Annotated in this window: 21 protein-coding genes; 6 read left to right on the top strand and 15 right to left on the bottom strand. The window is 63.5% G+C overall.

What is annotated here, in order from left to right; genetic code table 11:
• Nucleotides 1–440: 440 nt before the first annotated feature.
• The 4 genes from ABEG21_RS07375 to ABEG21_RS07360 all read right to left on the bottom strand — a co-directional run bounded on the left by ABEG21_RS07375 (nt 441) and on the right by ABEG21_RS07360 (nt 6551).
• Complete coding sequence (locus ABEG21_RS07375; RefSeq protein WP_347554020.1) at nt 441–3485, bottom strand: DNA internalization-related competence protein ComEC/Rec2; 3045 nt, start codon at nt 3483–3485, stop codon at nt 441–443.
• A 37-nt stretch (nt 3486–3522) separates the two neighbouring features.
• Complete coding sequence (locus ABEG21_RS07370) at nt 3523–4437, bottom strand: TatD family hydrolase (RefSeq protein WP_347554019.1); 915 nt, start codon at nt 4435–4437, stop codon at nt 3523–3525.
• Between the two features lie 85 nt (nt 4438–4522).
• Nucleotides 4523–5266: a lipoprotein-releasing ABC transporter ATP-binding protein LolD gene (gene lolD, locus ABEG21_RS07365; RefSeq protein WP_347554018.1), complete on the bottom strand. Its 744-nt coding sequence runs from the start codon at nt 5264–5266 to the stop codon at nt 4523–4525.
• 31 nt (nt 5267–5297) lie between these two features.
• Entirely contained in the window at nt 5298–6551 is a 1254-nt protein-coding gene (locus ABEG21_RS07360; RefSeq protein WP_347554017.1) for a lipoprotein-releasing ABC transporter permease subunit, read from the bottom strand.
• A gap of 293 nt (nt 6552–6844) precedes the next feature.
• Between ABEG21_RS07360 and ABEG21_RS07355 the strand changes: the two genes are divergently transcribed.
• The 5 genes from ABEG21_RS07355 (at nt 6845) to ABEG21_RS07335 (ending at nt 13857) form a co-directional block, all read left to right on the top strand.
• On the top strand, nt 6845–8215 hold the full coding sequence (locus tag ABEG21_RS07355; RefSeq protein WP_347554016.1) for a regulator: 1371 nt from the start codon (nt 6845–6847) through the stop codon (nt 8213–8215).
• 100 nt (nt 8216–8315) lie between these two features.
• Nucleotides 8316–10085: a single-stranded-DNA-specific exonuclease RecJ gene (gene recJ / locus ABEG21_RS07350; RefSeq protein ID WP_347556556.1), complete on the top strand. Its 1770-nt coding sequence runs from the start codon at nt 8316–8318 to the stop codon at nt 10083–10085.
• A gap of 72 nt (nt 10086–10157) precedes the next feature.
• Nucleotides 10158–11283 (top strand): peptide chain release factor 2 gene (gene prfB, locus ABEG21_RS07345; RefSeq protein WP_347556555.1). Its coding sequence is split into 2 segments (ribosomal slippage): nt 10158–10238 and nt 10240–11283, totalling 1125 coding nucleotides; the frame shifts between segments, so codons are not numbered across the junction.
• Nucleotides 11284–11378: 95 nt separating this feature from the next.
• On the top strand, nt 11379–12917 hold the full coding sequence (gene lysS / locus ABEG21_RS07340) for a lysine--tRNA ligase (protein ID WP_347556554.1): 1539 nt from the start codon (nt 11379–11381) through the stop codon (nt 12915–12917).
• A 295-nt stretch (nt 12918–13212) separates the two neighbouring features.
• Entirely contained in the window at nt 13213–13857 is a 645-nt protein-coding gene (locus tag ABEG21_RS07335; RefSeq protein WP_347556553.1) for a glycine zipper 2TM domain-containing protein, read from the top strand.
• A gap of 79 nt (nt 13858–13936) precedes the next feature.
• Here the strand turns inward: ABEG21_RS07335 and iscX are convergent, their stop codons facing one another.
• The 11 genes from iscX to ABEG21_RS07280 form a co-directional block, all read right to left on the bottom strand.
• Complete coding sequence (gene iscX, locus ABEG21_RS07330) at nt 13937–14134, bottom strand: Fe-S cluster assembly protein IscX (protein WP_347556552.1); 198 nt, start codon at nt 14132–14134, stop codon at nt 13937–13939.
• Nucleotides 14135–14263: 129 nt separating this feature from the next.
• Nucleotides 14264–14605, bottom strand: coding sequence for an ISC system 2Fe-2S type ferredoxin (gene fdx, locus ABEG21_RS07325; RefSeq protein ID WP_347556551.1), 342 nt, complete (start codon nt 14603–14605; stop codon nt 14264–14266).
• A 1-nt stretch (nt 14606) separates the two neighbouring features.
• A complete protein-coding gene (gene hscA, locus ABEG21_RS07320; protein ID WP_347556550.1) occupies nt 14607–16487 on the bottom strand; it encodes a Fe-S protein assembly chaperone HscA in 1881 nt (626 codons plus the stop codon).
• A 107-nt stretch (nt 16488–16594) separates the two neighbouring features.
• Nucleotides 16595–17134 (bottom strand): Fe-S protein assembly co-chaperone HscB, encoded by a 540-nt coding sequence (hscB, locus tag ABEG21_RS07315; RefSeq protein ID WP_347556670.1) that lies wholly within the window; start codon nt 17132–17134, stop codon nt 16595–16597.
• A gap of 34 nt (nt 17135–17168) precedes the next feature.
• Nucleotides 17169–17501: an iron-sulfur cluster assembly protein IscA gene (gene iscA, locus ABEG21_RS07310; protein WP_347556549.1), complete on the bottom strand. Its 333-nt coding sequence runs from the start codon at nt 17499–17501 to the stop codon at nt 17169–17171.
• Nucleotides 17502–17520: 19 nt separating this feature from the next.
• Nucleotides 17521–17943 (bottom strand): Fe-S cluster assembly scaffold IscU, encoded by a 423-nt coding sequence (gene iscU, locus ABEG21_RS07305; protein WP_347556548.1) that lies wholly within the window; start codon nt 17941–17943, stop codon nt 17521–17523.
• 16 nt (nt 17944–17959) lie between these two features.
• Nucleotides 17960–19180, bottom strand: coding sequence for an IscS subfamily cysteine desulfurase (locus tag ABEG21_RS07300; RefSeq protein ID WP_347556669.1), 1221 nt, complete (start codon nt 19178–19180; stop codon nt 17960–17962).
• A gap of 221 nt (nt 19181–19401) precedes the next feature.
• On the bottom strand, nt 19402–19935 hold the full coding sequence (iscR, locus tag ABEG21_RS07295; protein WP_347556547.1) for a Fe-S cluster assembly transcriptional regulator IscR: 534 nt from the start codon (nt 19933–19935) through the stop codon (nt 19402–19404).
• Between the two features lie 472 nt (nt 19936–20407).
• Nucleotides 20408–21142 (bottom strand): ABC transporter substrate-binding protein, encoded by a 735-nt coding sequence (locus ABEG21_RS07290; protein ID WP_347556546.1) that lies wholly within the window; start codon nt 21140–21142, stop codon nt 20408–20410.
• A gap of 75 nt (nt 21143–21217) precedes the next feature.
• Nucleotides 21218–22780: an MATE family efflux transporter gene (locus tag ABEG21_RS07285; RefSeq protein ID WP_347556545.1), complete on the bottom strand. Its 1563-nt coding sequence runs from the start codon at nt 22778–22780 to the stop codon at nt 21218–21220.
• A 441-nt stretch (nt 22781–23221) separates the two neighbouring features.
• A complete protein-coding gene (locus ABEG21_RS07280) occupies nt 23222–23404 on the bottom strand; it encodes a CsbD family protein (RefSeq protein WP_347556544.1) in 183 nt (60 codons plus the stop codon).
• Nucleotides 23405–24230: 826 nt separating this feature from the next.
• Between ABEG21_RS07280 and ABEG21_RS07275 the strand changes: the two genes are divergently transcribed.
• On the top strand, nt 24231–24710 hold the full coding sequence (locus ABEG21_RS07275; protein ID WP_347556668.1) for a spore coat U domain-containing protein: 480 nt from the start codon (nt 24231–24233) through the stop codon (nt 24708–24710).
• The last annotated feature ends 78 nt before the right edge of the window (nt 24711–24788 follow it).

Below are 24788 nucleotides of genomic sequence, written 5' to 3'. Positions count from 1 at the left end.
ACACCGCTTCACGCTGCCCGCTAGACGTCGACGGCATCGCGGGAAGCGCGACCCGCTCGCCACCGACCGCATCGGTTTTACCCTCGGCCCGATAAAAATAGTGTGGCCAACAGTGTGGAGACGAAGTCAAAGCCAGCCGATTTGCGCTTTTCGATACCGCCACGCGCAAACCGCGCGTGCTTAACGAAGCAATTGCATGCGACCTCTTTCACGTCGTCCTAGCCTTGAATGGACGCGAGCACGATCGTTTCACGATGCATGCGACGGACCCGCGCCCTTCATGAACGCCGAAATTCGCGAGAGGTTAGGTCATGGTACCGATAAGTCGTCCAATGATGGTCTTTCTGGTCTGCAAGTTTGCACTGGTCGTCGCAGGCATCAGCAGCGTATTGCTTTTCGGACCGCCGGGTATCGGTAACTGATGCCGCCGTCGCACGCGCTCACCCTGCCGCAACCACTGGCTGCGGCACCGGCCGCGGTGGCGCCGAGGTTGCAGTCGATGCCGTCGATGCCGTTGGCGCGATCATCCAATAGCGGCGATGGTCTCGACGCAATGCCTCGACCTTCAGCGTCGCCCCGACGCTGTCGAAACGCACCGCGCCATCGCTATCGCTGCGATACGTGGCAACGCCCCGTTCGTCGTAGCGCGGCACCACGCGCGCGGTGGGATGGCGGTGCCGATTGCGATAACCGACTTGAAACACGACGTGTCGCGGTGCGACCGCATCGATGAAAGCCGGCGTGGACGATGTCGCGCTGCCATGATGCGGCGCTAGAAGCACATCCGCCGACAGCGTCGTCCCAGCGCGTAGCAAGGCCGCCTCCTGCGGCGCCTCGATGTCACCGGCCAGCAACACCGCATGTCGACCGTTTGAAATTCGCAACACGCAGCTGGTGTGATTCGGGGGGGCGCGCAGTGCCGGGTCGATCGGCCACAGTGTCTCGAAACGAACACCGTCCCACTGCCACGCTTCCCCGGCGCGACAACGACGACGCAACACGCCTTGTGCGCCCGCATGACGCCATAGCGGCGGCAATGCCGCGCCCTTTCCCTGCCCCGAGGCGGCCGGAGCGCTGTCCTCGCTTGGCCAGGAAGCCAGCAGATGACGCACTGAAACAGCATCGAGCACGGCAAAGACCCCACCGTAATGATCGTCATGCGGATGGCTAATGATCACGGCATCGAGCGCCTCGATACCCCGACGTCGTAAAGCCGGGACGATCACACGCCGGCCGGCATCGTCGCTGGGACCGTAGGGCGGCCCCGTGTCGTACAGCAACCGCCGCGACCGGGTTTCGATCAGCACGCCATTTCCCTGCCCGATGTCGAACATCGTCACTCGGAAATCGCCGAGCGCAGGGGCGCTCGGCCGGTACAGCACGATCGGCAGACAAAGCGCCACGGCAAGGCCCTGCCTGCCCCAGCGCGATGCCCGGCGCGCATACCCTGTTCGTGGCGCCAGCCCTAATGCCAGGCCGACGCAGCAGCAACTCAGCGCCACCATCCCAGGCAACGGAACGCGGAACATATCCGAGACGCCGACATATCCCAGCACGTGCGCGGCCCCGTCGCTCACATGGCCCAGCGCCTGATGCAGATAGCCGATGGCGCCGTGCGCGAAGCGCCATGCCGGCGCATCGAATGGCGCGGGCAAGATCAGGCCGAGAAACACCGCGGGCACGACCACGACACTGACCCACGGAATGGCGAACAGATTCGCCGCTGGGCCGACGAGCGCGGTCTCGCCGAACCAGACGAGCGATGCGGGCGCAAGCGCCAGCGACAGTGCCCATTGCAGTCTGCACGCGAGCCCGATCCGGCGCATCATTGTCACGGCGCCGGCCCGAGCACGTGCCGTGACCACCTTGTCCCAAAAGGCTTCCCTACCAGCTCCCGCTTTCGCCTTCGCTTTCGCGCTCCGCTCCAGGCCGTCGTGCGACGGCGCCTTGCCGTCGGCCAGCGGGCGCCATTCGCCTGGCCGCACCGGCATCGTGAATCGCGCGGCGAACGCATCGGACGGGTGGCGGTCAGAATTGGCGTCGGCAGCGCCGTGTTCGTTCGACCGAGGCGGCCTGATGCGCTGCGGCATCGTCGACGCAATATAGAGAATCGCCCCGATCGCGGCAAACGACAGCCAGCCTCCCGCCGATTGCACGGCCCAAGGATCCGCCAGTACCACGAGCCAGAGGGCCAGACACCAGATAACCGTCACGCCGACGCGCCGCCCATCGAGCGCGGTCAGGCAGTAGGCGCTCAACATCCAGAATGCGCGTTGCGCCGGAATGCCGAAACCCGACAAGGCGACAAAGGACCCGGCCGCGGCCATCGCCACCACACTGACGATCCGTTGTCGCGGAACGATCAGCAGCAAGGGCGGCGCCCGACACCCCCGCCTCGCGCGGCCGCCAAGCGCCCGATGCGCATATCGGACGCCCGCCCCCGCCCACCGCAACGTCGCTGCGGCGCACCAGGCGGCGACCGCGGCGGCCAAGCCGATATGCAGGCCGGAAACGGCGACCAGATGATTCGTTCCGGTGCGCGTGAAACGCGTCCAATCCTCAGGCGTAATCGCCGACTGCAGTCCGAGCGCCAAGGCAGCGACGACGCCGCGATGCACTTGCCCGTCCAGCACAGCGTCGATACGGCTGGCGATGCGCGATCGGAGTCGTTCGACTGCGGCGCGTAAGCGCCCCAGGGCCCCGCCCGCATCGACGCCAACACGGACCGCCGAACGGGCCGCACCGGTCGCGCGGACGCCACGCTGGAACAGGCTCGCCTCGCGCATCGGCAAGTCGAAATTGGCCAGCCCATGCGGCCGCTGCAACCGCGCCTGCATCCGCCAGACCTCACCGGGCTGCGGCGCAAGCGTCGCGCCGGTACCGCGAAGACGCACTTGAACACGGCCGGTGAACCGCAAGACGCCCGGCTCTCGCGCAAGGCCCGCGGCCGCGCCCGTCTTTGCCGCGACATCGGCGCGCGGGCCGCCGTTCGCCCCCCCTCCGTTGCGCGCCGCCTTGCCAAGGCGCGCCTCCACCGGGCGCACCGCCAGGACCTGCACGGTCAGCAGCCAATCCGCGGATCCCCGGGCACGCGTGCCTCCCCGTCCCGGCGGCGACTCCAAGGCCTTGACGCGGATCGGCATCGATTCGATGCGGCCGGTCAGCGCGACGTCGCGCCCCTCCCATGCAGCGGGCCACACGGCCTGCGCATACTGGTGCGCGCGCCAGCCAGCCCAATCGTAACCGGCCATGGCCGCCGCCAGGCACAACAAGCCGCACCGCAGTGCGGCAAGCGCCGTGCGCCGGTACGTGTCGGTGCTAAAAAACCCCGGAAATGAAAAGCATAGTGACGCCGCAGCGGTGCGCGCGATCAGCAGTGCGACGCACCCGAAGGCGAGCCAAGCCATGACCGCCGTGTCGGGCAAGGTCGCTTGACGCTGCAGCCACCACGCCCCACCGGCAAAACCCAGCGCAATCGATCGCATGCCGTTTCATCGAGCCGCTCGAGGGAGAAGCGATCGATTATCGGGGCAAGTCGGCTAGTCGCGGCAAGGCGGCGATGGCGTTGGCCGTCGTGGCGACGGCCACTTGGTCTAGCGTCAGGCCACGCAAGGTCGCAAGGGTTTCAGCAATACGCGGAATCTGATCGGGCTGATTGCGTCCACGGATGCGACGGCCCGGCAATACCGTTGCCTCGCCGTGGGCGGCGCCCGCCGCCTCGCCCGTCTTTGGATACGCGGTAGGGCTGTCGCCGGAATCGCCAGAAACACCCGACGCGTCGACCGGCCGCACAAGCCATTCGGGCGGAATGTCGGGCGCATCGGTTTCGACGACGATCGACTCCAGCGGCAGGCTGGCCGCCAGGCGTCGGATCTGCAACGCGCGCGGAAACGTCATCGCGCCCCCGAAGCCGAGTTTGAACCCTTGCGCGATGTAATGCTCGGCTTGCTGCCTGCTCCCATTGAACGCGTGGCCGATGCCCTGGCGCACGCCAAAGCGCCGCAGCCCCGCCAGCACCGGATCCTGGGATCGACGCACATGACAGATCACGGGCAGGTCGAGGTCTCGGGCAAGGCGCAATTGCGCGTCGAACACCGCGCGCTGGCGGCTGTCGTCGAGGCCCGGCACGAAGTAATCGAGGCCGATTTCACCGATACCGACAAAGCGCGGATCGTCCCGCGACGCTTCGGCCAGGACGCGCAACGCGGCCAGGTCGTTGTCAGTCGCATTGCCACTGAACAAGGGATGGATCCCGAGCGCATAGGCAACGCCCGGGTGCGCATGCGCCAGCGCCCGCACGGTCTCGAAATTGGCCCGGCAGACCGCAGGGACGACGATCGTCGAGACGCCAGCGGCACGTGCCGACACGGCTTGCTCGGCACGATCGGCATCGAATTCGCCGGCATCCAGATGACAGTGCGTGTCGATCCACCTCATTCACCGCCTCCCGTTTTCCGCATCGATGTCGCACGCGATCCGCCAGGAACGCGCCATCCGACGGCGCAGGCGCGCCGCCGATCGTTCAAGTGCCGTGCAGGCCGGTGACCGCGCCTAGCACGCTGGGATCTTCTTCCAGCTTGCCGCCGCGCAAGCGCAGCACGCGATCGCAACGACCGGCCAGATCGAGATCGTGCGTCACGATAATGAAACTGGTCTCGAGCGTTTGCGACAGCTCCATCATCAGCCCGAACACGCCATCGGCCGTTTCCCCATCGAGGTTACCGGTGGGTTCATCGGCCATCACGCAGGCGGGATCGTTGACCAGCGCCCGCGCGATGGCCACGCGTTGCCGCTCGCCGCCGGACAGTTCACCCGGACGATGATGCGCCCGATGTCCCATGCCGACGCGATCGAGCAGCCGCTTGGCTTTCTCGCGTGCGTCACGCTCCGACACCCGTCGAATACGCAGCGGCATCGCGACATTGTCGAGGGCGCTGAATTCCGCGAGCAGATGGTGGAACTGATAGATAAAGCCGAGCGAGCGATTGCGCACCTGATCGCGCGCCTTCTCGCTGAGCCGCGAATACGGCTGCCCCAGCACGACGATTTCGCCGCTGCTCGGATCGTCCAGTCCGCCGAGCACATGCAGCAGCGTGCTCTTGCCCGAACCGGAGGCGCCGACGATCGCCACCTTCTCGCCCCGCCCCACCGACATCGATGCGCCACGCAGCACGTCAACGCTATCGCGGCCCTGATCGAAGCGCTTCGTCACCTCGGTGGCGCGCAACACCACGGTGTCGCCGGAAACGGGCTGAGTCCTTGCCATATGCAGGTCATTCCGCAGGTCATTCCGCAGGTTATTCATAACGCAGCGCCTCCGCGGGTTTTACGCGCGATGCGCGCCAGCTGGGATACAGGGTTGCCAAGGCCGCCATGACGAAGGCGATGATGCCGATGCGCACGACGTCGCCCGGTTCGAGCTGCGACGGCAATTCGCTGATGAAATAGACCGAGGGCGGCAGGAACTGCACGTTGAATACATGCTCGATCGCCGGCACGATCACCGGAATGTAGTAAGCGACCAGACTGCCGAATCCCACCCCGAGCGCCGTGCCGATAAAGCCGACGGTGACGCCTTGCACGAAGAAAATCGTCATGATCGATCCGCGTCCGGCACCGATGGTCCGCAGAATGGCGATGTCAGGTTGCTTGTTCGTCACCGTCATGACCAGCGACGACACCAGGTTGAACGCCGCCACGGCGATGATCAGCATCAGGATCACGAACATCATCCGCTTTTCGATCTGCACCGCGGAGAACCAGGTCTGATTCTGCTTGGTCCAGTCACGGACATAGAGGTCGCCGGACAGCGTACGGGACAGGTCGTAGGCAACCTGCGGCGCGCGTTGCATATCGGTCAGGCGCAGTCGTACGCCGGTGGGCGCGGACTTGCGGAACAGCGCCTCGGCGTCGCGGATGTCGATCAAGGCAAGACCGCTGTCGTACTCATAGTGCCCGGACGAGAAAATCCCGACGACGGTGAACTGTTTCAAGCGTGGCAACAGTCCCGCCGGTGTCATCGTGCCTTCCGGCGCGACCAGGGTGACTTTATCGCCGCGGGCGACGTCCAGCGCGCCGGCCAGCGCCTGCCCCAGCACGATGCCGAATTCGCCCGGCTTCAGGTCGTCCAGCTTGCCGTCGACCATCTCCTTGGCGATGTCCTCGACCTTGGATTCCTGCTCGGGCAGCACGCCACGGAGCGCCACGCCGGTCACCGTCTCGCCGCGCGTCAGCAGCGCTTGCGCATCGACGTACGGGGCCGCGGCCACGACCTCACGATTCTGCAGCGCCTCGGTGGCGGTGCGCTGCCAATCCGGCATCTGCCCGGTGGGCGAATAGATTTCGACGTGTGCCAGCACCGACAACATCCGGTCGCGCACTTCGCGCTGGAAGCCGTTCATCACCGAGAGCACGATGATCAATGCCGCCACGCCAAGCGCGATCCCCGTCATCGAGATCATCGAGATAAAGGAAATGAAACCGTTGCCGGTAGTGCGTTTGCCGGCCCGCGTATAACGCAAGCCGATCTGCCATTCAAAGGGAAGTTTCAACGGGGCCGTCCTGGAAAAGGCGGTGCGGCCGAGCCGCGGACAGCCGATGTCGGGACCCGGGCCGTCCATCGGCCCGACGCTCGCATCGTTTCGTCCGACCGCATGACCGACCCACGGCCCGCGGTGCACCAACCGGCAAGTTTGCCACAATTTGCCTTCGTCCCGCCTGCTCCCGCGTCATCGCGCCGTCCGCGCACGTATGGCGGGTCGCGGTTCGACGCACGAAGTGGCGGCCGAGGCGAGGTCTCACGCGGGTCTCGACCGATCCCGGAATAGCCTACAATGCGTCCACCATGCCGAAACGTCTTTGCGCCACCGTCCATTTTCTGCTGCCCTTTGCGTTGCCGACTCGGCCGCAACCGTCGTCCGTTCCAGAGAACGACGCGGGTTACGGCGTCCGTCACGCAGACGAGAATCTGCCCGAGGACGGCGATCGCGACACCCCGTCGCTGCCGGCGAGCCGGGGCGGCGATGGGGCCGCCGGGGTAAACGGCGGCGCCGAGGCCGACCGGACGCTGCGCGCGTTGTTGCAAGCGCTGCAAACCCCCGGCCTCGATGCGACGATTCGCCGTGCGCGCCGTGTCGACCGCGATCCCGGCGAGGATTTTCAGCGCAGCCTGCCCGAGTCGCGCTGGCTCGCACGACAATACGGTCTGCCACCCGGGACCGCCTCGCAGGACGCGCCGCTCGCGCCCTATATGCTGCTGGCCGACGGCGGCACGCCCGACCCCGCCGCGGCCGGGGTGGGTGCCGGCACCGCGATCGAATGGGCCTGCCTGGAATTGGCCCATATCGAAGTCACGCATGACCGACTGGTGCTGTCCCATCCGCAATCGCTCGATATCCCCGAGGCAGAGGCCAGCGCGCTGGCGCAGGAGATGGCGGCCTCGGCGACGGCGCGCGGCCTGCACTTCGTCGCCCCCACCTCGGCGCGCTGGTATCTGGGCGACAGTCGCGGCGGTCTGTTGACCGGGCTACAGGGCGCCTCGCCGTTACGCGCAGCGGGTCGGAGTATCGATATCTGGCTGCCGATCGACGAAACGCGCATCGATCCGCACGGCATGCCGGCGCGCTCATCGAAATGGATCGGCTTCCAGACCGAGCTGCAGATGGCCTGGCATGAACATCCGGTCAATGTGGCGCGCGCCGCACGCGGCGCGCGTCCGGTCAACGCCGTCTGGCTCCACGGCCGTGGCGCCTGGCCGCCTGCGGCGGTGACCGACGTCTCGGCGGCGCCGTTTTCAGCCACTTTCGCCGACTCCCCGGCGGCGCGCGGCATGGCGCTTGCGGCAAATACGCCCGCCGCGCCCTTGCCCGCCGATTTCGCGGCATTGATGACGGCGCTGTCGACGCGCGGCGCCGTCGCGGATACCGGCAACGCCGGCGCGACGCCAACACGCGCGCAGGCAAGCGACACCGTCCTGGTGCAATCGGACGCCTTGTCCGTACCGATGGTCCATGAAGCGTGGCACGAGTGGCTGGATCGCTTCGCCGCCTTCGATCGGCAGTGGTTCGCCCCTGCCATCCAGGCGCTCCGGGACAGTACAATCGACGAGATCCGACTCACCCTGTGCGGGGAGCAAGCCAGCACGACGCTGTCGCTGAGGCGCGGCGACCTCTGGGCCTTCTGGCGCCGCCGTGCGTTCGCGGACTTGCTGACATGACGGCCGCTGCCTGACCAGCCTGATCCGCTTCCGCACGGTGGAAGTCGCCTTTCACCGCCCGCCATTCATCCGATGTACTTCGCAGAGCCCGCCCATTCGTATGTCCCAGACGGTCACGATCCAGTCCCGCCCTTGCAATCCCGCCCACGTCGATGCGCTGATTCGCGCCGGTCTGCACCCGGTCCTCGCGCGCCTCTATGCCGCACGGGGCGTGCTGCAGGCCGATGATATCGAGACCGGCATCGAGCGCCTGCTGCCGCCGGCAACGCTGAAGGGCATCGACCAGGCCGCGGAAAGGCTGGCCGACGCGATCACGGCACGTCGGCGTTTATTGGTGATCGCCGACTACGATTGCGACGGCGCGACCGCCTGCGCCGTCGCCGTCCGCGGCCTGCGAATGCTGGGCGCGGATGTCGACTATCTGGTGCCCAACCGCTTCGAATACGGCTATGGCCTGACGCCGGAAATCGTCGCACTGGCGATGTCGAACCCGCATCGGACGCCGGAGTTATTGATCACCGTCGACAACGGCATCGCCAGCGTCGACGGCGTGGCGGCCGCGCGCCTCGCGGGCGTCGATGTCGTCGTCACCGATCACCATCTTCCCGGCGATACGCTGCCGGACGCCTGCGCGATCGTCAATCCGAATCAACCGGGCTGCGCATTCGCGAGCAAGCATATTGCCGGCGTCGGCGTCATGTTCTATGTGCTGCTGGCCACCCGCGCCGTCTTGCGCGCGCGCGGGTGCTTCCAATCGCCCGGCGCGCCGCCCGACTCGCCGCTGCCGCGTCAACCGAACCTGGCGACGCTGCTCGATCTGGTCGCCCTGGGCACCGTCGCCGACGTCGTGCGCCTGGATGCCAACAATCGCATTCTGGTCGATCAGGGTCTGAAGCGCATTCGCGACGGCAAGACGCAGCCGGGCCTGGCCGCGCTATTCCGCGTGGCCGGCCGCGAGGCGCGCCGCGCCGGGGTTCAGGATCTGGGCTTCTCCGTCGGCCCCCGACTCAATGCCGCCGGGCGGCTGGCCGACATGTCGGTCGGTATCGAATGTCTGCTCACCGACGACGCCGGCCGCGCCTGGGAGCTGGCGCAATTGCTGGACGGCATGAACCGCGAGCGCCGCGATATCGAAAGCGGCATGCAAACCGAGGCGCTGGCGACGCTGACCGACGTCGATCCAACGCGTACCACGCTGGCGATCTACGATCCGCAATGGCATCAGGGCGTCATCGGCATTTTGGCGTCGCGGCTCAAGGAAAAGTTCTATCGACCGACCATCACCTTCGCCCCGGCCAGCGACGATCCGGCGATCCAAGCCGGACCGGATGCGCTGATCAAGGGCTCCGGTCGGTCGATCCCGGGCTTCCATCTGCGTGACGCGCTGGACCTGGTCAGCAAACGGCACCCCGGTCTGATCGATAAATTCGGTGGTCACGCGATGGCGGCCGGCCTGACGATGCGCGCCGATGCGTTGCCCACCTTCACCGCGGCATTGGAGCGTGTCGGCGGCGAATGGCTGGCCGCCGATGCGCTACAACGCATCGTCGAGACCGACGGGGAGTTGGAAGACGCGCATTTCACCGCGCCCTTCGTGGAATTGCTCGACGCCGGCATCTGGGGCCAAGGCTTCCCGCCGCCGGTGTTCTCCGGCGTTTTCGACGTTCGCGGCCAATCGCTGGTCAAGGAACGCCATCTGAAACTGCAGTTGTATCGGGGCAACCGCCGCTACGACGCGATCTGGTTCAACCGCACCGATACCCTCCCCGATCTGGCCACCGTTGCCTACCGGCTGTCGCGCGATACCTACAATGGCGTCACCCGCGTGCAAATGATCGTCGAGCACGCGCACGGCGTGCACGGTTCCTGACCGCCAGGCCTTCGGTGGCGCGGGCCGATCGGCTATAATCCGTCGATTCATCAAGCCTTATTGGAAAGAAACATGGAAGCGGAACGTTTGAACGCAATCGACTCGACCATCGCCGATCTGCGGATTCGAGCCTCCGACCTACGGGGGTATCTTTGACTTCGATGTCAAAGAAGCCAAGCTGATCGAGGTCAACAAGGAACTCGAGGACCCGAACGTCTGGAACGACTCCCAGCACGCGCAAGCGCTCGGTCGTGAGAAAAAGCTGCTCGACGGCGTGGTCACCACGCTGATTCAGCTCGACGCGGACCTGGCGGGCGCGGCGGAGCTGTTCGAGCTCGCACGCGATGAAGCCGACGAGGAAACGCTGGAATCGGTCGCGGCCGACGTGGACGAACTGCGTGGGCGCGTCGATGGCATCGAATTCCGTCGGATGTTCAGCAATCCGGCCGATCCGTGCAACGCCTTCATCGACATTCAGTCCGGCGCCGGCGGCACCGAGGCCTGCGACTGGGCGGCGATGCTGCTGCGTCAGTACATGCGCTACGCGGAACGCAAGGGCTTCAAGGTCGAGATACTGGAGCAGTCGGACGGTGACGTCGCCGGCATCAAGAGTGCGACGATCAAGATCGAAGGCGAATACGCCTACGGCTATCTACGCTCCGAAACGGGCGTGCATCGTCTCGTGCGAAAGTCGCCGTTCGACTCTTCCGGTGGCCGTCACACTTCGTTCAGCTCCGTTTTCGTCTATCCGGAAGTGGATGAATCGATCGAAATCGAGATCAATCCGGCCGATCTGCGCATCGATACCTACCGCGCGTCGGGCGCCGGCGGCCAGCACATCAATAAGACCGATTCCGCGGTTCGAATCACTCACGTTCCGACGAATATCGTCGTCCAGTGCCAGAACGACCGTTCGCAGCACCGGAACCGTGCCGAAGCGATGGCGATGTTGCGCTCGAAACTGTTCGAAGCCGAAATGCGCAAACGCCAGGCCGAACAGGACAAGCTCGAAGCCGGCAAGACCGACGTGGGCTGGGGTCATCAGATCCGCTCCTATGTGCTGGACCAGAGCCGCATCAAAGACCTGCGCACGAACGTGGAAATCAGCAACACGCGTTCCGTGCTGGATGGCGACCTGGACGAGTTCATCAGCGCGAGTCTGAAACTCGGCGTCACCTCCACCCGCCCGGACGTTTAACGCCGTGCCGCGATCGCACCGCCCCGGCGCGGGCGGTGCGCGGCGTGCACGCGCGACGTTTTTTTGCAGCACCACCGTAGCCTAGAACCGACACGATGACTGACAAGCCCACCCAGGCAGCGGACACTTCCGCCGCCGCGCCGGCACTCGACGAGAACAAGCTCCTCGAAGAACGCCGCGACAAACTGGCGGCGCTGCGCACGCAGGGCCAGGCCTACCCGAACGACTTCACGCCGACGCACCACGCGGCCGCGCTGCAAGCCGCCTATGAAACACAGGACAAGGAAGCGCTGGAAGCGCAGCCGGTGGCCGTGTCGATTGCCGGCCGCATGATGTTGAAACGCGTGATGGGCAAGGCCAGTTTCGCGACGATTCAGGACGACGGCGCGCAGATCCAGCTCTTCATCACGCGCGACGATCTCGGTGAAGACGTCTACGCGGCGTTCAAGAAATGGGACCTCGGCGATATCGTCGCCGCCACCGGCACCTTGATCCGCACGAAGACGGGCGAGCTGTCGGTGCGCTGCACATCACTGCGTCTGATGAGCAAGTCGCTGCGCCCCCTCCCCGACAAGTTCCATGGTCTGGCCGATCAGGAAACCCGTTACCGTCAGCGCTATGTCGACCTGATCGTGACGCCGGAGGCGCGCCGGACCTTTGTAAATCGTACGAAAATCATCGCCGCGATCCGCTCGCAGATGGGCGATGCCGGCTTCCTCGAAGTCGAAACGCCGATGCTGCACCCGATTCCGGGCGGCGCGAGCGCCAAGCCCTTCATCACGCACCACAATGCGCTCGATATGCAGATGTATATGCGTATCGCGCCCGAGCTGTACCTGAAGCGGCTGATCGTCGGCGGCTTCGACCGCGTGTTCGAGATCAATCGGAATTTCCGCAACGAGGGCGTGTCGCCGCGCCACAATCCGGAATTCACGATGATGGAGTTCTACGCGGCGTACACCGATTATCGCTGGCTGATGGATTACACCGAGGGGTTGATCCGTCACGCCGCGGTCGCCACCTTGGGCGATGCGTCGATTTCGTATCAAGGTCGTGCGCTGGATTTCTCGAAGCCCTTCCATCGTCTGACGATCAAGCAAGCAATTCAGGCCCATACCGACTACACCGACGCGCAGCTCGACGACATCGACGTGCTGCGCACCGAACTGAAAAAGTTCGGCGTCGACGCGCGGTCGGGCCCGATGAAGCTCGCCGGCATTGGCGCGCTGCAGCTGGCGCTGTTCGAGGAAACCGCCGAATCGAAACTGTGGGAGCCGACGTTCATCATCGACTACCCGGTGGAGACGTCGCCGCTGGCGCGCGCCTCGGATGGCGATCCGGGCATCACGGAGCGTTTCGAGCTGTTCATCACCGGTCGCGAAATCGCCAATGGCTTCTCGGAATTGAACGATCCGGAAGACCAGGCCGCGCGATTCCGCAAGCAAGTGGAACAGAAGGATGCCGGCGACGACGAAGCGATGTTCTACGACGCCGACTATATCCGCGCGCTGGAACACGGCATGCCGCCCACCGGCGGCTGCGGCATCGGCATCGACCGCCTGGTCATGCTGCTCACCGACAGCGCGAATATTCGCGACGTCATCCTCTTCCCGCACCTGCGCAAGGAAGACTAATCGGAGCCCGCGTGCCGCCGACCATCACGGCGGCGGCACGCCCCTCCCCGCTTCCGATCATTTCGTAACGAAATGACGTGCCCCTTTACCGTCGTGACGCGTCGCGACCGGCCAATCTGGCGTCAAACTTGCTTACGTTCACGGACGAAGGTCATGCGGGGCGCCTCACCATTCCCGCTGTAGCGCAGTACAAACGCTCGCAACTGCTTACACTCTGAAACGCCCCTCAGGCAGGGGATGACCGACACTGAGCACAGAATAATTCAGCACAAAAAGTGAATCGGAGGGTCGCATCATGGAACCGGTCAACCATCGCGCGGGTATCGCGCATCGCAGCCGCATACATCCCTTGGTCGCCACGGCGGCCGGCGCCGTCATCGTCGCTTGCGGTGTCGGCGTGGCAGCCATGACGGGCGTCTTGCCGCGTGCCGGCGGGCAAACTCCGGCGCCGGGCACACCGACCGCCGCGCAAGTCGCGCAGAGCGGCAGTACCGCCCCCACCGGCCAGGTTCTCCCGAATGCGACCGCACCGGCCGTATCGGCGGCACCACCCGTGCAGCAGGTCGCGCAGAATGCGCCGCCTCCCGCCCCCGTGGCACCGGCGATTTGTCATACTTGCGGTGTCGTGACGTCGGTCAATGCGTACCGCGTCCAGGGGCATGGAACCGGTATCGGCGCCGTCGGCGGCGCAGTAGCCGGGGGGCTTGTCGGTCAAGCCTTCGGCGGCGGACATGGCCGGATCGCCACGACCTTGCTCGGCGCCGCCGGTGGCGGCTACGCCGGCAATGCCATCGAGCGCAATGTACGAAGCACGACGAATTACCGCGTGACCGTCAAGATGCAAGATGGCACCTACCACACGTTCCGCTATGCAAGCACGCCACCGGTGAATCAAGGCGAACGCGTGCGCGTCGAAAATGGCGTACTGCGCGCCGGTTAACGTCCGCGTCGTCAAATGAAAAAAAGCGCAATCTGCGGAACAGATTGCGCTTTTTTCTGGTGCCGATTTTTCAGGCTTTTCAGTAGTCGGCTTCTTCGATCCACGCCGCCTGAATGGCTTCCAGGATCTTCTCGTTCGAACGATCCGGGGCGTCATCGAATCCATCGAGCGCCATCACCCATTTATGCAGATCGGTGAAGCGCACCAGCGTCGGATTCTGGTCCGGCATGGATTCGGACAACGCGATCGCGATGTCATTCGTATCGGTCCACTTCATCGTGTCACTCCTTGTACCCTCAGACTGGTTTACCGCAACGCTGCGGCGGCATGCCGCGCACTGCGCGCCCGTGCAGGCGAGGTATCGAAAGCGATTCCAGGCGCGGAGACGCCCGCCGCCGCGTCGACGTCAATGCCCTTCTTTCGCGTGATTGATTGTATAGCGCGGAATCTCGACGACGACATCGGTATCTGCAGGGACGAAGGCCTGGCACGACAGTCGTGACGTCGGTTCGAGACCCCACGCCTTATCGAGCATATCGTCCTCGTCTTCCTCGGACGGCGTCATATCGTCGAAACCTTCCCGAATCACCACATGACAGGTCGTGCACGCGCACGATTTTTCGCAAGCGTGCTCGATCTCGATGCCATGCGCGAGCAAATTATCGCAAATGGATTTCGACGCGTCCGCATCGATGACGGCGCCATCGGGACAGAGATGCGCGTGGGGCAATACGACAATTTGAGACATTTCAGTTGATTTCCCGGATATCCTTGCCAGCCAATGCCCGTCGGATACTCTGATCCATCCGGCGAGCGGCAAATTCGTCAGTCGCGGCCGACAGTGCCTTCGATGCAACGTCGATCGCGTCGAGATCGTCACCGTCGAGCACCGCGTGCAATGCCGCAAATTTCGCTTCGATCGCGGTTCGCTCGGCCTCGTCCAACAGTGCGCCGTCCTCGATGATCGCCGCGGCGGTCGCATCCAGCAAGCGGCCGGCATCGACCTGCGCCTCGCGCAGTGCGCGCGCTTTCATATCGGACGCGGCGCTGGTATAGCTTTCCTGCAACATCCGCGTGATGTCCTCGTCGCCGAGGCCGTACGACGGTTTGACCGATACCTGCGCTTCCACGCCGGACACGTCCTCGCGCGCCGTTACCGACAGCAGACCGTCCGCATCGACCTGGTACGTCACGCGAATTCGCGCGGCACCAGCCGTCATCGGCGGAATGCCGCGCAAGGTGAAACGCGACAGCGAACGACAATCGTCGACGAGCTCACGTTCGCCCTGCAGGATGTGGATCGCCATCGCGGTCTGCCCATCCTTGAACGTCGTAAATTCCTGCGCGCGCGCAACCGGGATCGTCGAATTGCGCGGAATGATCTTTTCGACCAAGCCGCCCATCGTCTCGACACCGAGCGACAACGGGATGACATCGAGCAATAACCAATCGTCGCCGTCGCTGCGGTTGCCCGCTAGCAGATCGGCCTGGATCGCGGCACCGACGGCCACGACCTGATCCGGATCGATATTGGTCAACGGGATCTGCCCGAAGTAGGCTTCGACGGCGCGGCGCACGCATGCCATCCGCGTCGCGCCACCCACCAGCACCACCCCCTTGACGTCCTGCGGCGTCAACTCGGCATCGCGCAGCGCGCGCCGTGTCGGCGCCAGCGTGCGCTTGACGAGCGCGTCGGTCCACGCACTGAACTGCGCTTCGGTGAAGGTGAAATCGATGCGCTGTCCCGACGACAGCACCGCTTGCACACGTGCCAGAAACGCGGCGTCGGTGGCTTGCGACAGACTTTCCTTCGCCGTCCGCACCCGATCCAACAGCAGACGCATATCTTCGGCGGGCAGGCTGTCGAGCGACAACTGCAGCGATTCCAGCAACGCCGTCAAGACGGCGTGATCGAAATCGTCTCCGCCCAGCGCCGTGTCCCCGCCGGTCGACAATACTTCGAAGACACCCTGCGTCAATCGCAGCACGGACAGGTCGAACGTCCCGCCACCGAGGTCATAGACGGCGTAGACCCCTTCCGCGCCGTTATCGAGACCATAGGCGATAGCGGCCGCGGTCGGCTCGTTCAGCAAACGCAGTACGTCGAGGCCGGCCAACTGTGCCGCATCCTTCGTCGCTTGACGCTGTGCTTCGTCGAAGTACGCCGGAACCGTGATGACGGCGCCGGCGAGGTCGTCGCCCATCGTCGCTTCGGCACGCTGCTTCAGAACCGCGAGAATGTCCGCCGACACGTCCACCGGGCTCTTGACGCCCTGCACCGTCTGCAGTTTCACCATGCCGGGGGCATCGACAAACGTGTAAGGCGCGTGGGTACGCTGTGCATCGGCGAGGCCGCGCCCCATGAAACGCTTAACCGACACGATGGTGTTATGGGGATCCTGCGCCGCTTCGCGTTTCGCCGCGATACCGACGCGCCGGCCACCGTCTGGCAGATACCGTACGACCGACGGCAGCAACGCTTGCCCGGATTCATCGGGCAACACGTCGGGCACGCCATTGCGCATGACCGCGACCAGCGAATTGGTCGTGCCGAGATCGATCCCGACAGCAATGCGTCGCTCGTGCGGCGCCGGTGCCATTCCCGGTTCTGAAATTTGTAGTAATGCCATCTGTGATCTTCCGGTACGGCTGGAGCTTTTTTTCTGGGGACGGGGGATGGTGGAAGCTGCGACGCGCATTCGGACCGCCAAAACGGAATAGCAGGCTCAGAGGCCTGCTATACGTCTTCTAGCCGTTCGATTTGCTTGCGCGCCGCGTCCATGACCTTCTGTATGAACAGCAATTCCCGCGCCGTATCGGCGGCCGGCTGATCCGCGCCACTGTCGAGCCATCCGGCCAGCTTGTCGAAGCGCTGACGACGCTCGTCCTGCAGCTCCGACAGCACGCTGTCCAGCGCATCGACATTATTGGCCGCGGCAGCGTCGTCGATCGTTTCGCGCCATTCCATCTGCTGCATCAGAAAGGCAGGGGCAATCGTCGTATTGCGCTCGGCGCTCGCATCGATGCCACGCAATTTGAGTAGATACAGCGCGCGCGCCAACGGGTCGCGCAAGGTCTGAAACCCTTCATTCGCCCGCGTCGCCCATTGCATCGCAATGCGCTTCTGTGCCTCGCCGGCCGCCGCGAAACGGTCAGGATGCACCTGAGACTGAATCGTTCTATAGCGCTGCGCCAAGACATCGGTGTCGATGCCAAACCGACGATCCAAGTCGAACAAGTCGAAATGATCCGCGTCGGCCCGCGCAAGCGCCGGCATCGACTGCTTGACGGTCTCAAGCGAATCTCCGCCTTCAGACACGGAAAGACTCACCACAGCCGCACTCGTCCTTGACGTTCGGGTTATTGAACTTGAAGCCTTCGTTCAATCCTTCGCGTGCAAAGTCGAGTTCGGTGCCGTCGATATAGGCCAGGCTCTTCGGATCGACCACGACTTTGATGCCGTGACTGTCGAACACCTGGTCTTCCTGCGGCAGCCCGTCCAGCGCGTCCACATACTCGAGCTTATAGGCGAGACCCGAACAACCGGTGGTACGCACGCCCAAGCGCAAGCCAACACCCTTGCCCCGGCGCACCAGGAACTTGGATACGTGCTGCGCCGCCTTTTCCGTCAACGTGATTGCCATGACCGTCCTGTCTCTGTCCTTAGGCTGCTGCAGCCGACGATGTCGTCGACTCGGCGCCAGCCGCACCGTGCCGCGCACGGTAATCGGCGATTGCTGCCTTGATCGCATCTTCCGCCAGGATCGAACAGTGAATCTTGACCGGCGGCAATGCCAACTCTTCCGCGATTTCGGCGTTCTTGATGGCGGCGGCTTGATCCAACGTCTTGCCCTTGACCCATTCGGTGATCAAGGAGCTGGACGCGATGGCGGAGCCGCAACCGTAGGTCTTGAACTTCGCATCTTCGATGATGCCATCCGCGCCAACACGGATTTGCAGCTTCATCACGTCGCCGCATGCGGGCGCACCCACCATGCCGGTGCCGACGCTATCGTCATTCTTGTCGAAAGAACCGACGTTGCGCGGGTTTTCGTAGTGGTCGAGGACCTTTTCGCTATATGCCATTACAACTTCTCCTGAATCAGTGCGCGGCCCACTGGATCGAATTCAGATCAATGCCGTCTTTGTACATTTCCCAAAGCGGCGACAGATCGCGCAGCTTGTTGATCTTGCTCTTCATCAATTCGATGACGAAATCGACTTCCTTCTCCGTCGTGAAACGGCCGAGCGTGAAGCGAATCGAGCTGTGCGCGAGTTCGTCATTGCGACCGAGTGCGCGCAGCACGTAAGACGGCTCCAACGATGCCGACGTACAGGCCGAACCCGACGATACGGCGACATCCTTCACCGCCATGATCATCGATTCACCTTCGACGTAGTTGAAGCTGATATTCAGGTTGTGGGCGACACGATGCGTCAGGTCGCCGTTCACGTAAATCTCTTCCAGCTCCTTCAAGCCGTTCAGCAGTCGGTCGCGCAAGGCGGCCACGCGGATGTTCTCGCTGACCATCTCTTCACGCGCCAGGCGGAATGCCTCGCCCATGCCGACGATCTGATGCGGCGCCAGCGTTCCCGAACGCATACCGCGCTCATGACCGCCGCCATGCATCTGCGCCTCGATCCGCACGCGCGGCTTACGTCGCACGTACAGTGCGCCGATGCCCTTCGGACCGTAGGTCTTGTGCGCCGAGAAGGACATCAGATCGACATCCAACTTCGCCAGATCGATATCGACCTTGCCGGTCGCTTGCGCGGCATCGACGTGGAAGATAATCGGTGTTTTACGTTCTTTCGCCTTAGCCCGCAGCATCGCGCCAATTTCGGCGATCGGCTGAATAACACCGACTTCGTTGTTCACCATCATGATCGACACCAGGATCGTGTCCGGGCGAATAGCCGCTTCCAGCACCGCCATGTCGATCAGGCCGTTGTCGAGCACATCCAGATAGGTCGCCTCGAACCCTTGGCGCTCCAGCTCCCGCACGGTGTCGAGCACGGCTTTGTGCTCGGTCTTCACCGTGATGATGTGCTTGCCATTGCCTTTATAGAAATTCGCCGCGCCCTTGATGGCGAGGTTGTCGGACTCGGTCGCGCCGGACGTCCAGACGATTTCACGCGGGTCCGCGTTCACGAGCGCAGCCACTTGCTCGCGCGCCAGTTCGACCGCCTTTTCCGCATCCCAGCCATATTGGTGGCTGCGCGATGCCGGATTGCCGAAGGAGCCGTACAAAAACGGGAGCATCGCATCGGCGACGCGGGGGTCCGTCGGCGTCGTCGCGCTGTTGTCCATATAGATCGGCATCGTGACGTCCACATTCAGGCGGGACTTCAACGTGGCCAGATCCGTTTGCAAGTGAGGAATGTCGTTATTCATTATCTTGGGTACTCCACCTTCTGAGGAAAGCACCGTCGTACCGGACGGCCATCCTATAAAACCGGTGCGACGCGCCGACCATGCGGTGCTCGCGGAACCAGCTCACTTGCCCAATGGACGAGAAAGCTGGCGTACCTATTGCCGTCGCGTCAGGAACGCGCTAGATTGAAGACCGAATTCGGTCCCCGGGGCACGACGCGTGCCGGCGGCTCGATCGTGCTCTGCGCCGGTTGACGACGCTCGCGCACCACCGTTGCCGGCTGGTCCTGACCCTGCTGATCGACCAGATCCTGCAGCGATACCGAATCCAGATATTCGACCATCTTGCGATTCAGCGTCGACCACAGCTCGTGGGTCATGCAATGGCCGCTGGACTGCTTTGCGCCCTCGCATTCCCCTTTGCCGCCGCATTGCGTCGCATCGATCGGCTCATCGACGGCAATGATGATATCGGCAACCGACACGTCCGCCGCCCGTCGGGCGAGATTGTACCCGCCTCCAGGCCCGCGCACGCTCTCGACAATTTCGTGACGGCGCAATTTACCGAACAATTGTTCCAGATACGACAGCGAAATCTTTTGGCGCTGGCTGATGCCCGCGAGCGTCACCGGACCTTGATCCTGACGCAACGCCAAATCGATCATCGCAGTAACAGCAAAACGGCCTTTAGTCGTGAGTCTCATCGTGGAGCCTCGCATTCAGAGAGTGTTTCGACTGCCAAGGCATGAATTTCTGCGGACTACCCCGTCCAAAACGTGCGTTAGCTGCTCGCCACGGCCATTCGAGGGTCCTGCCTCTTCGTCGGAAAGCCGGGCACTTAATCCCGACAACTTTCGTCAAGTATAAATCTCCTAGCAAAATAGTCAAGTTCTCGCCGACGTCCCCACCCTCAGAATGGGCAGAAAAGCAATAGGCGGAAGCATGGACTTCGCGCGGTGCGACATTTTGCACCTTCTGGAGATTTCTTGCTGCGCGGATGAGTGTGCCGCCCCCGCGTCGGTCCCGCGCAGAACCGAACGATGGGAAGCATGCAGCACGCGACGTGCCCACGCCGGGGGCGCTCGGGCAGGCGGACAACATTGAGGGGGAGAAAACGACGGGAGCGGTGCGACAGCGCGAAGTCGCCGGCGTGGCGTCGCGCGCTATCGTCGGGCCTTACTTGCCCTGCTGGGTCAGATCCTGATTCCGCTGTTTGAGAAAGGCGATCAAGCCGGGCACGCCGGACGCCTGAACCTGCGATGAGAATTGCGGACGGTAGGCGGCGATCAACCAAAGGTTCGCCACGTTCACGTCGTAGATTCGCCAGCCGGCTTCGCTCTTTTCCAAACGGTAGGCCACCGGATAGGGTTGGCCGCCGCTGATCACATTCGTCTGTACAACCACATCGGTCGCGTCTGCGGCGGCGCGCATCGGTTGCACATCGACCGTCTGATCGCCGACCTTCGCTGCCGCACCCGAGTAAAGATGGATCAACAACAGCTCGAATTGCTTGACCAATTCGTCGCGCTGCTCGGGGGTGGCGGTCCGCCAGGCAGGCCCGAGCGCCAGGCGGGTTGTCTTGCGGAAATCGGTGTACGGCAACAGCTGCGTGTTCACGACCTGTTCGATTCGCCGCGTATCGCCGGCCTTGATCTGCGGGTCGGCCTTGACGGTATTCAAAATGGATGCCGACAAGGTTTCGACCAGGGATTGCGGCGAACTATCGTCGATCCCGCCCTTCGGTTGCGTGGCGCCCGTGGCGTGCGTCGCAACCGCGCCTTGCGCAGACGCAGTGCTAGCCATTCCCTGGAGGCCGCATGCCACGCTGAGCGATACGGCAAAGGCCAGAATGGACCGCGCGGAACGCGGGCGGGTGCCGCTCGGGCGCATTACAGTCGTCGTGTCGTACATTGCTGCTCCTTTTCTTCATGGCAGATTCAGAGTAGCACGCGTGGGCACGCTGTCGTCCGGCACGGCGTTTCGCGCCTAGGACGGGGACGCTGCCGAGCGCGTGACGGCGGCGGCGGCGGCCTCGGCCTCGGCGCCGGATTGACCCGCGCGATGCTGCAGCACCTCGGCGCGGCTCGTACGCACGAAGCGTCGGGTCAGCAGCACGGCCGACACCGTTAGACCGACAACCAGTCCGCACCACATTCCTGCCGGGCCCCAATCCAGCCCCAAACATAACCAAATACCCGCGGGCATACCGACGCACCAATACGCGAACAAGGTGATGATCATCGGCATTCGCGTGTCCTTGTAGCCGCGCAGCGCGCCGTTGGCCGTGACCTGCAAGGCATCCGACAACTGGAAAAGGCCGGCCAACCGGAGCAATACGACCGCCCCAGCCGCCACCGTCGCGTCGCCGGTATAGAGGCCGATGATCGGCACCGGCAACAGCAACATCATCAAAATCGGCACGCACTGAACGCGAAGCGCCAGCACGATCCCGACCTGTCCGGCGATCCGCGCGCCTTCGACGTCGTTCCGACCGCGCGCACCGGCGACGCGCACCGAAATCGCCATCGACATTCCCAACGGAATCATGAAAGTGAGCGACGCGACGTTCAACGCAATCTGATGCATCGACACCGCCGTATCGCCGAGTCGTCCTATCACCAATGCCGTCGCGATAAACAGACTGCCCTCCAGCAACCACGTGATGCTGCTTGGAAGACCGTTACGAATGAGATCGCGCCACGTTGTGGGTGCAATGCGGGAATCGCTGTGCGCCAGCACCGCGGCCGCGCGCGGGTCGGCCCTCCCCTTTGCGGCGGCGGACTCCCGGATGCTCGCATATCGCCGATTGACAACGATGTAATAGAAAAAGCCGAGCCCGATAATCCATTCGACGATCGCCGTGGCGAGTCCGCAACCCACAACGCCCATCGCCGGAATCGGCCCGGCACCATACATCAAGGTATAACCGATCGGCACCAGCAAGACCGGGCCCAGCAAGCCGAACGCCAGACTGGGGCGTGGCATCGACAGCCCTTCCGACACACCCCGGCAGGCAAAATAAAGCCCTAACGCGGGAGCGCCTGCCGCGATGGCGTGCAGAAAATGGCCCGCGTCCCGTGCCAGGTCCGGTGTGACACCGAAGGCCACGATCAACGGCGGGCCGCCGAACCACAGGATCAGCGACAGTGCGCCACCAAACACGATCCCCAAGACGCTTGCCTGCCGAAACAGCGGCCAGATCTCCTGCGGCCGCCCGGCACCGACGAGGTGCGCTACTGCCGCCGGCAAGGCCGACATCAGCCCGCTCACCGCAATGATCGCCAGCGCCCATACACCCGAACCGATCGCAACGGGCGCCAACACCGCAGGCCCGAGATGTCCCGCCAAAATCACATCGACCACATTCATTGCCATTGCAGCTAACTGCGTGGCAATCAAGGGCAGCGCCAGAGGCAAGAGCGCACGGACTTCGGTACGTCGCTCCGGCGTATCGAGACGGAGAAAAGACGGGGACAGTCTTGCCAAGGTCGCGAAAGGGAGCGTGAGAAGACGCGTGACAGCGCGGGGGGAACGATTCGGATACGACATGAGACACTCTTGAACGAGGTTGCGCGCCGACGGGAATCGGCCGGCAGGCGCGGGTGCAACAGATAAGCAGGTGCAGCACGGCATTCACGCGGCGACAGCGCAGGCGTGACGCGGGAAATCGGAGGTCGAGGATAGCAGCCCGGCACGCCTCGCGCCAACCCTTGCGGGCCGACAACGCAAAATGACCGGAACGGCGCGGTTTTTATCGGACGAGACTTAGCCATCGGCAAACGTAGCGGAGCGACACGTCGCGATGGGTCTGATAGACGCGCATTGCGTCGAATGACCGGGCGGGGGCGACAGGAAACGGTGCGCGCACACGGGATCGGCGGCGCGCACAATAAAAAAGGGCGACTTCTTGGAAGTCGCCCTTCACCGGTCTGATGCCGGTTACGTCATTCACATCGTCTCCTACTTGCCTTTTGTTCCTAAGGACGATCGTCAGTGCGAATCGGCCTTTTTGATCTTGTCCTTGGCGTCACCGAATGCGGCCTGGGCTTTGCCGCCCAATTCCTGCGCCCGACCCTTCACTTCCGTGCCCGGTCGATTGGTCGCTTGGCCAATCATCGACTTTGCCTTGCCGGCCAGCTCTTTCGCGCGGCCTGCCACTTGGTCCTTGTTCATCTCGCCTCCTTCCGCCCTTGGGCGTCTGATGCGTCAATACCCGTCACCCTGTCTACCTGATCCCACCCCAGCGGTCGGATCGATGACGTGTCGGCAGTATCCCGCTAAAACCCCGTTTTCGACATCAGTACTTTACCTATTCGGATGTAGGAGTTGTCTTACGAGATAGGGACACCTCACACGGGCTCCAGCACAGGAATGCCCGTCGTTCCGGCAATATAGATCGCCGCCTGGTTTAGCAGATTCGCCGACCCTCGCGTATGGTGGCGGACGGTGTCCTCCCAGTCCCCACGCTCTTACGCCACGACAAGTGCACGATGCCAAATGGCGTTCTCGAACATCTGTATCGCCGCCGTGTCGTGTGAGAGGCCGGCCAACGCGCGCAACGGTGCTGATATTCATTGTTTGCCCGCCATTCGTCCTATGTAAGCCGACGGTGCGATCCGTTATTTTCACAAACGACGTTAAGCAAAAGAATCACTCGTTTGAATAAAAATACCAAATATCAATTATCTATCTTATGAAACCCTTTATTTAAACAATCGTTTCATTTAATCGAAAAGCGATTCGAACCGTAATAAGATAAACTGTCGCTATAATGCAAATGGAATAACCGCAATGCGATAATCTGTTTGTCCCGCGAAAGCGCACATCATAAACTGCGTTCACGCCGACGATAAACCGGATCGCTCCCGAATCGAAGCACCGATACGACGGCAAACTCTTAATGTTCCCTGTTAGTTCTGACTGAGATGGCGCGGAGTCGATCGTGAAAAAGTTTTTGCATCCTGCCACGGCGATCGTCGCCGTTGTTGCCGCTTCAACGCTGGCAATCGTGCCGTCGGTATCCCATGCGGCGGTTTATACGAACGGCACGGCAACGGCCACCTTCCTCGTGTCCCTGACGCTGCAGGCAAACTGCACGATCGCCGCCACCGCGTTGAACTTCGGGACCAGCGGCGTGCTGACGACGGCGATCAACCAGCAGTCCGCGTTGACGGTCAATTGCACCAACACGACGCCCTATAACGTCGGCCTCGATGCAGGCACGGTGACAGGCTCGACTGTCACCGCGCGTCTGATGACGGGTACGGCAACCGGCAATACCGCGACGGTCCCTTTCCAGTTGTATTCCGATACGGGCCGCACGACGGTCTGGGGCAATACGCAAGGCACGAATACCGTGGCAGGTACTGGAAGCGGCGCGACGCAATCATTGACGGTCTATGGCCAAGTGCCGACCCAGACAACGACGCCGCGTCCGGACACATATCAAACGACGGTGACGGCGACAGTCTACTTCTGATCGTCAACACCGCTGCATGCGATGGCGTGGAGCGCCCCGCATGCTACCCGAAGCACTCCGGCGGATAAGGGTAGAAAC

It is taken from the genome of Robbsia sp. KACC 23696 (assembly GCF_039852015.1).
GTDB lineage: Bacteria > Pseudomonadota > Gammaproteobacteria > Burkholderiales > Burkholderiaceae > Robbsia.
This window is presented reverse-complemented; position numbering and strand designations above follow the sequence as displayed.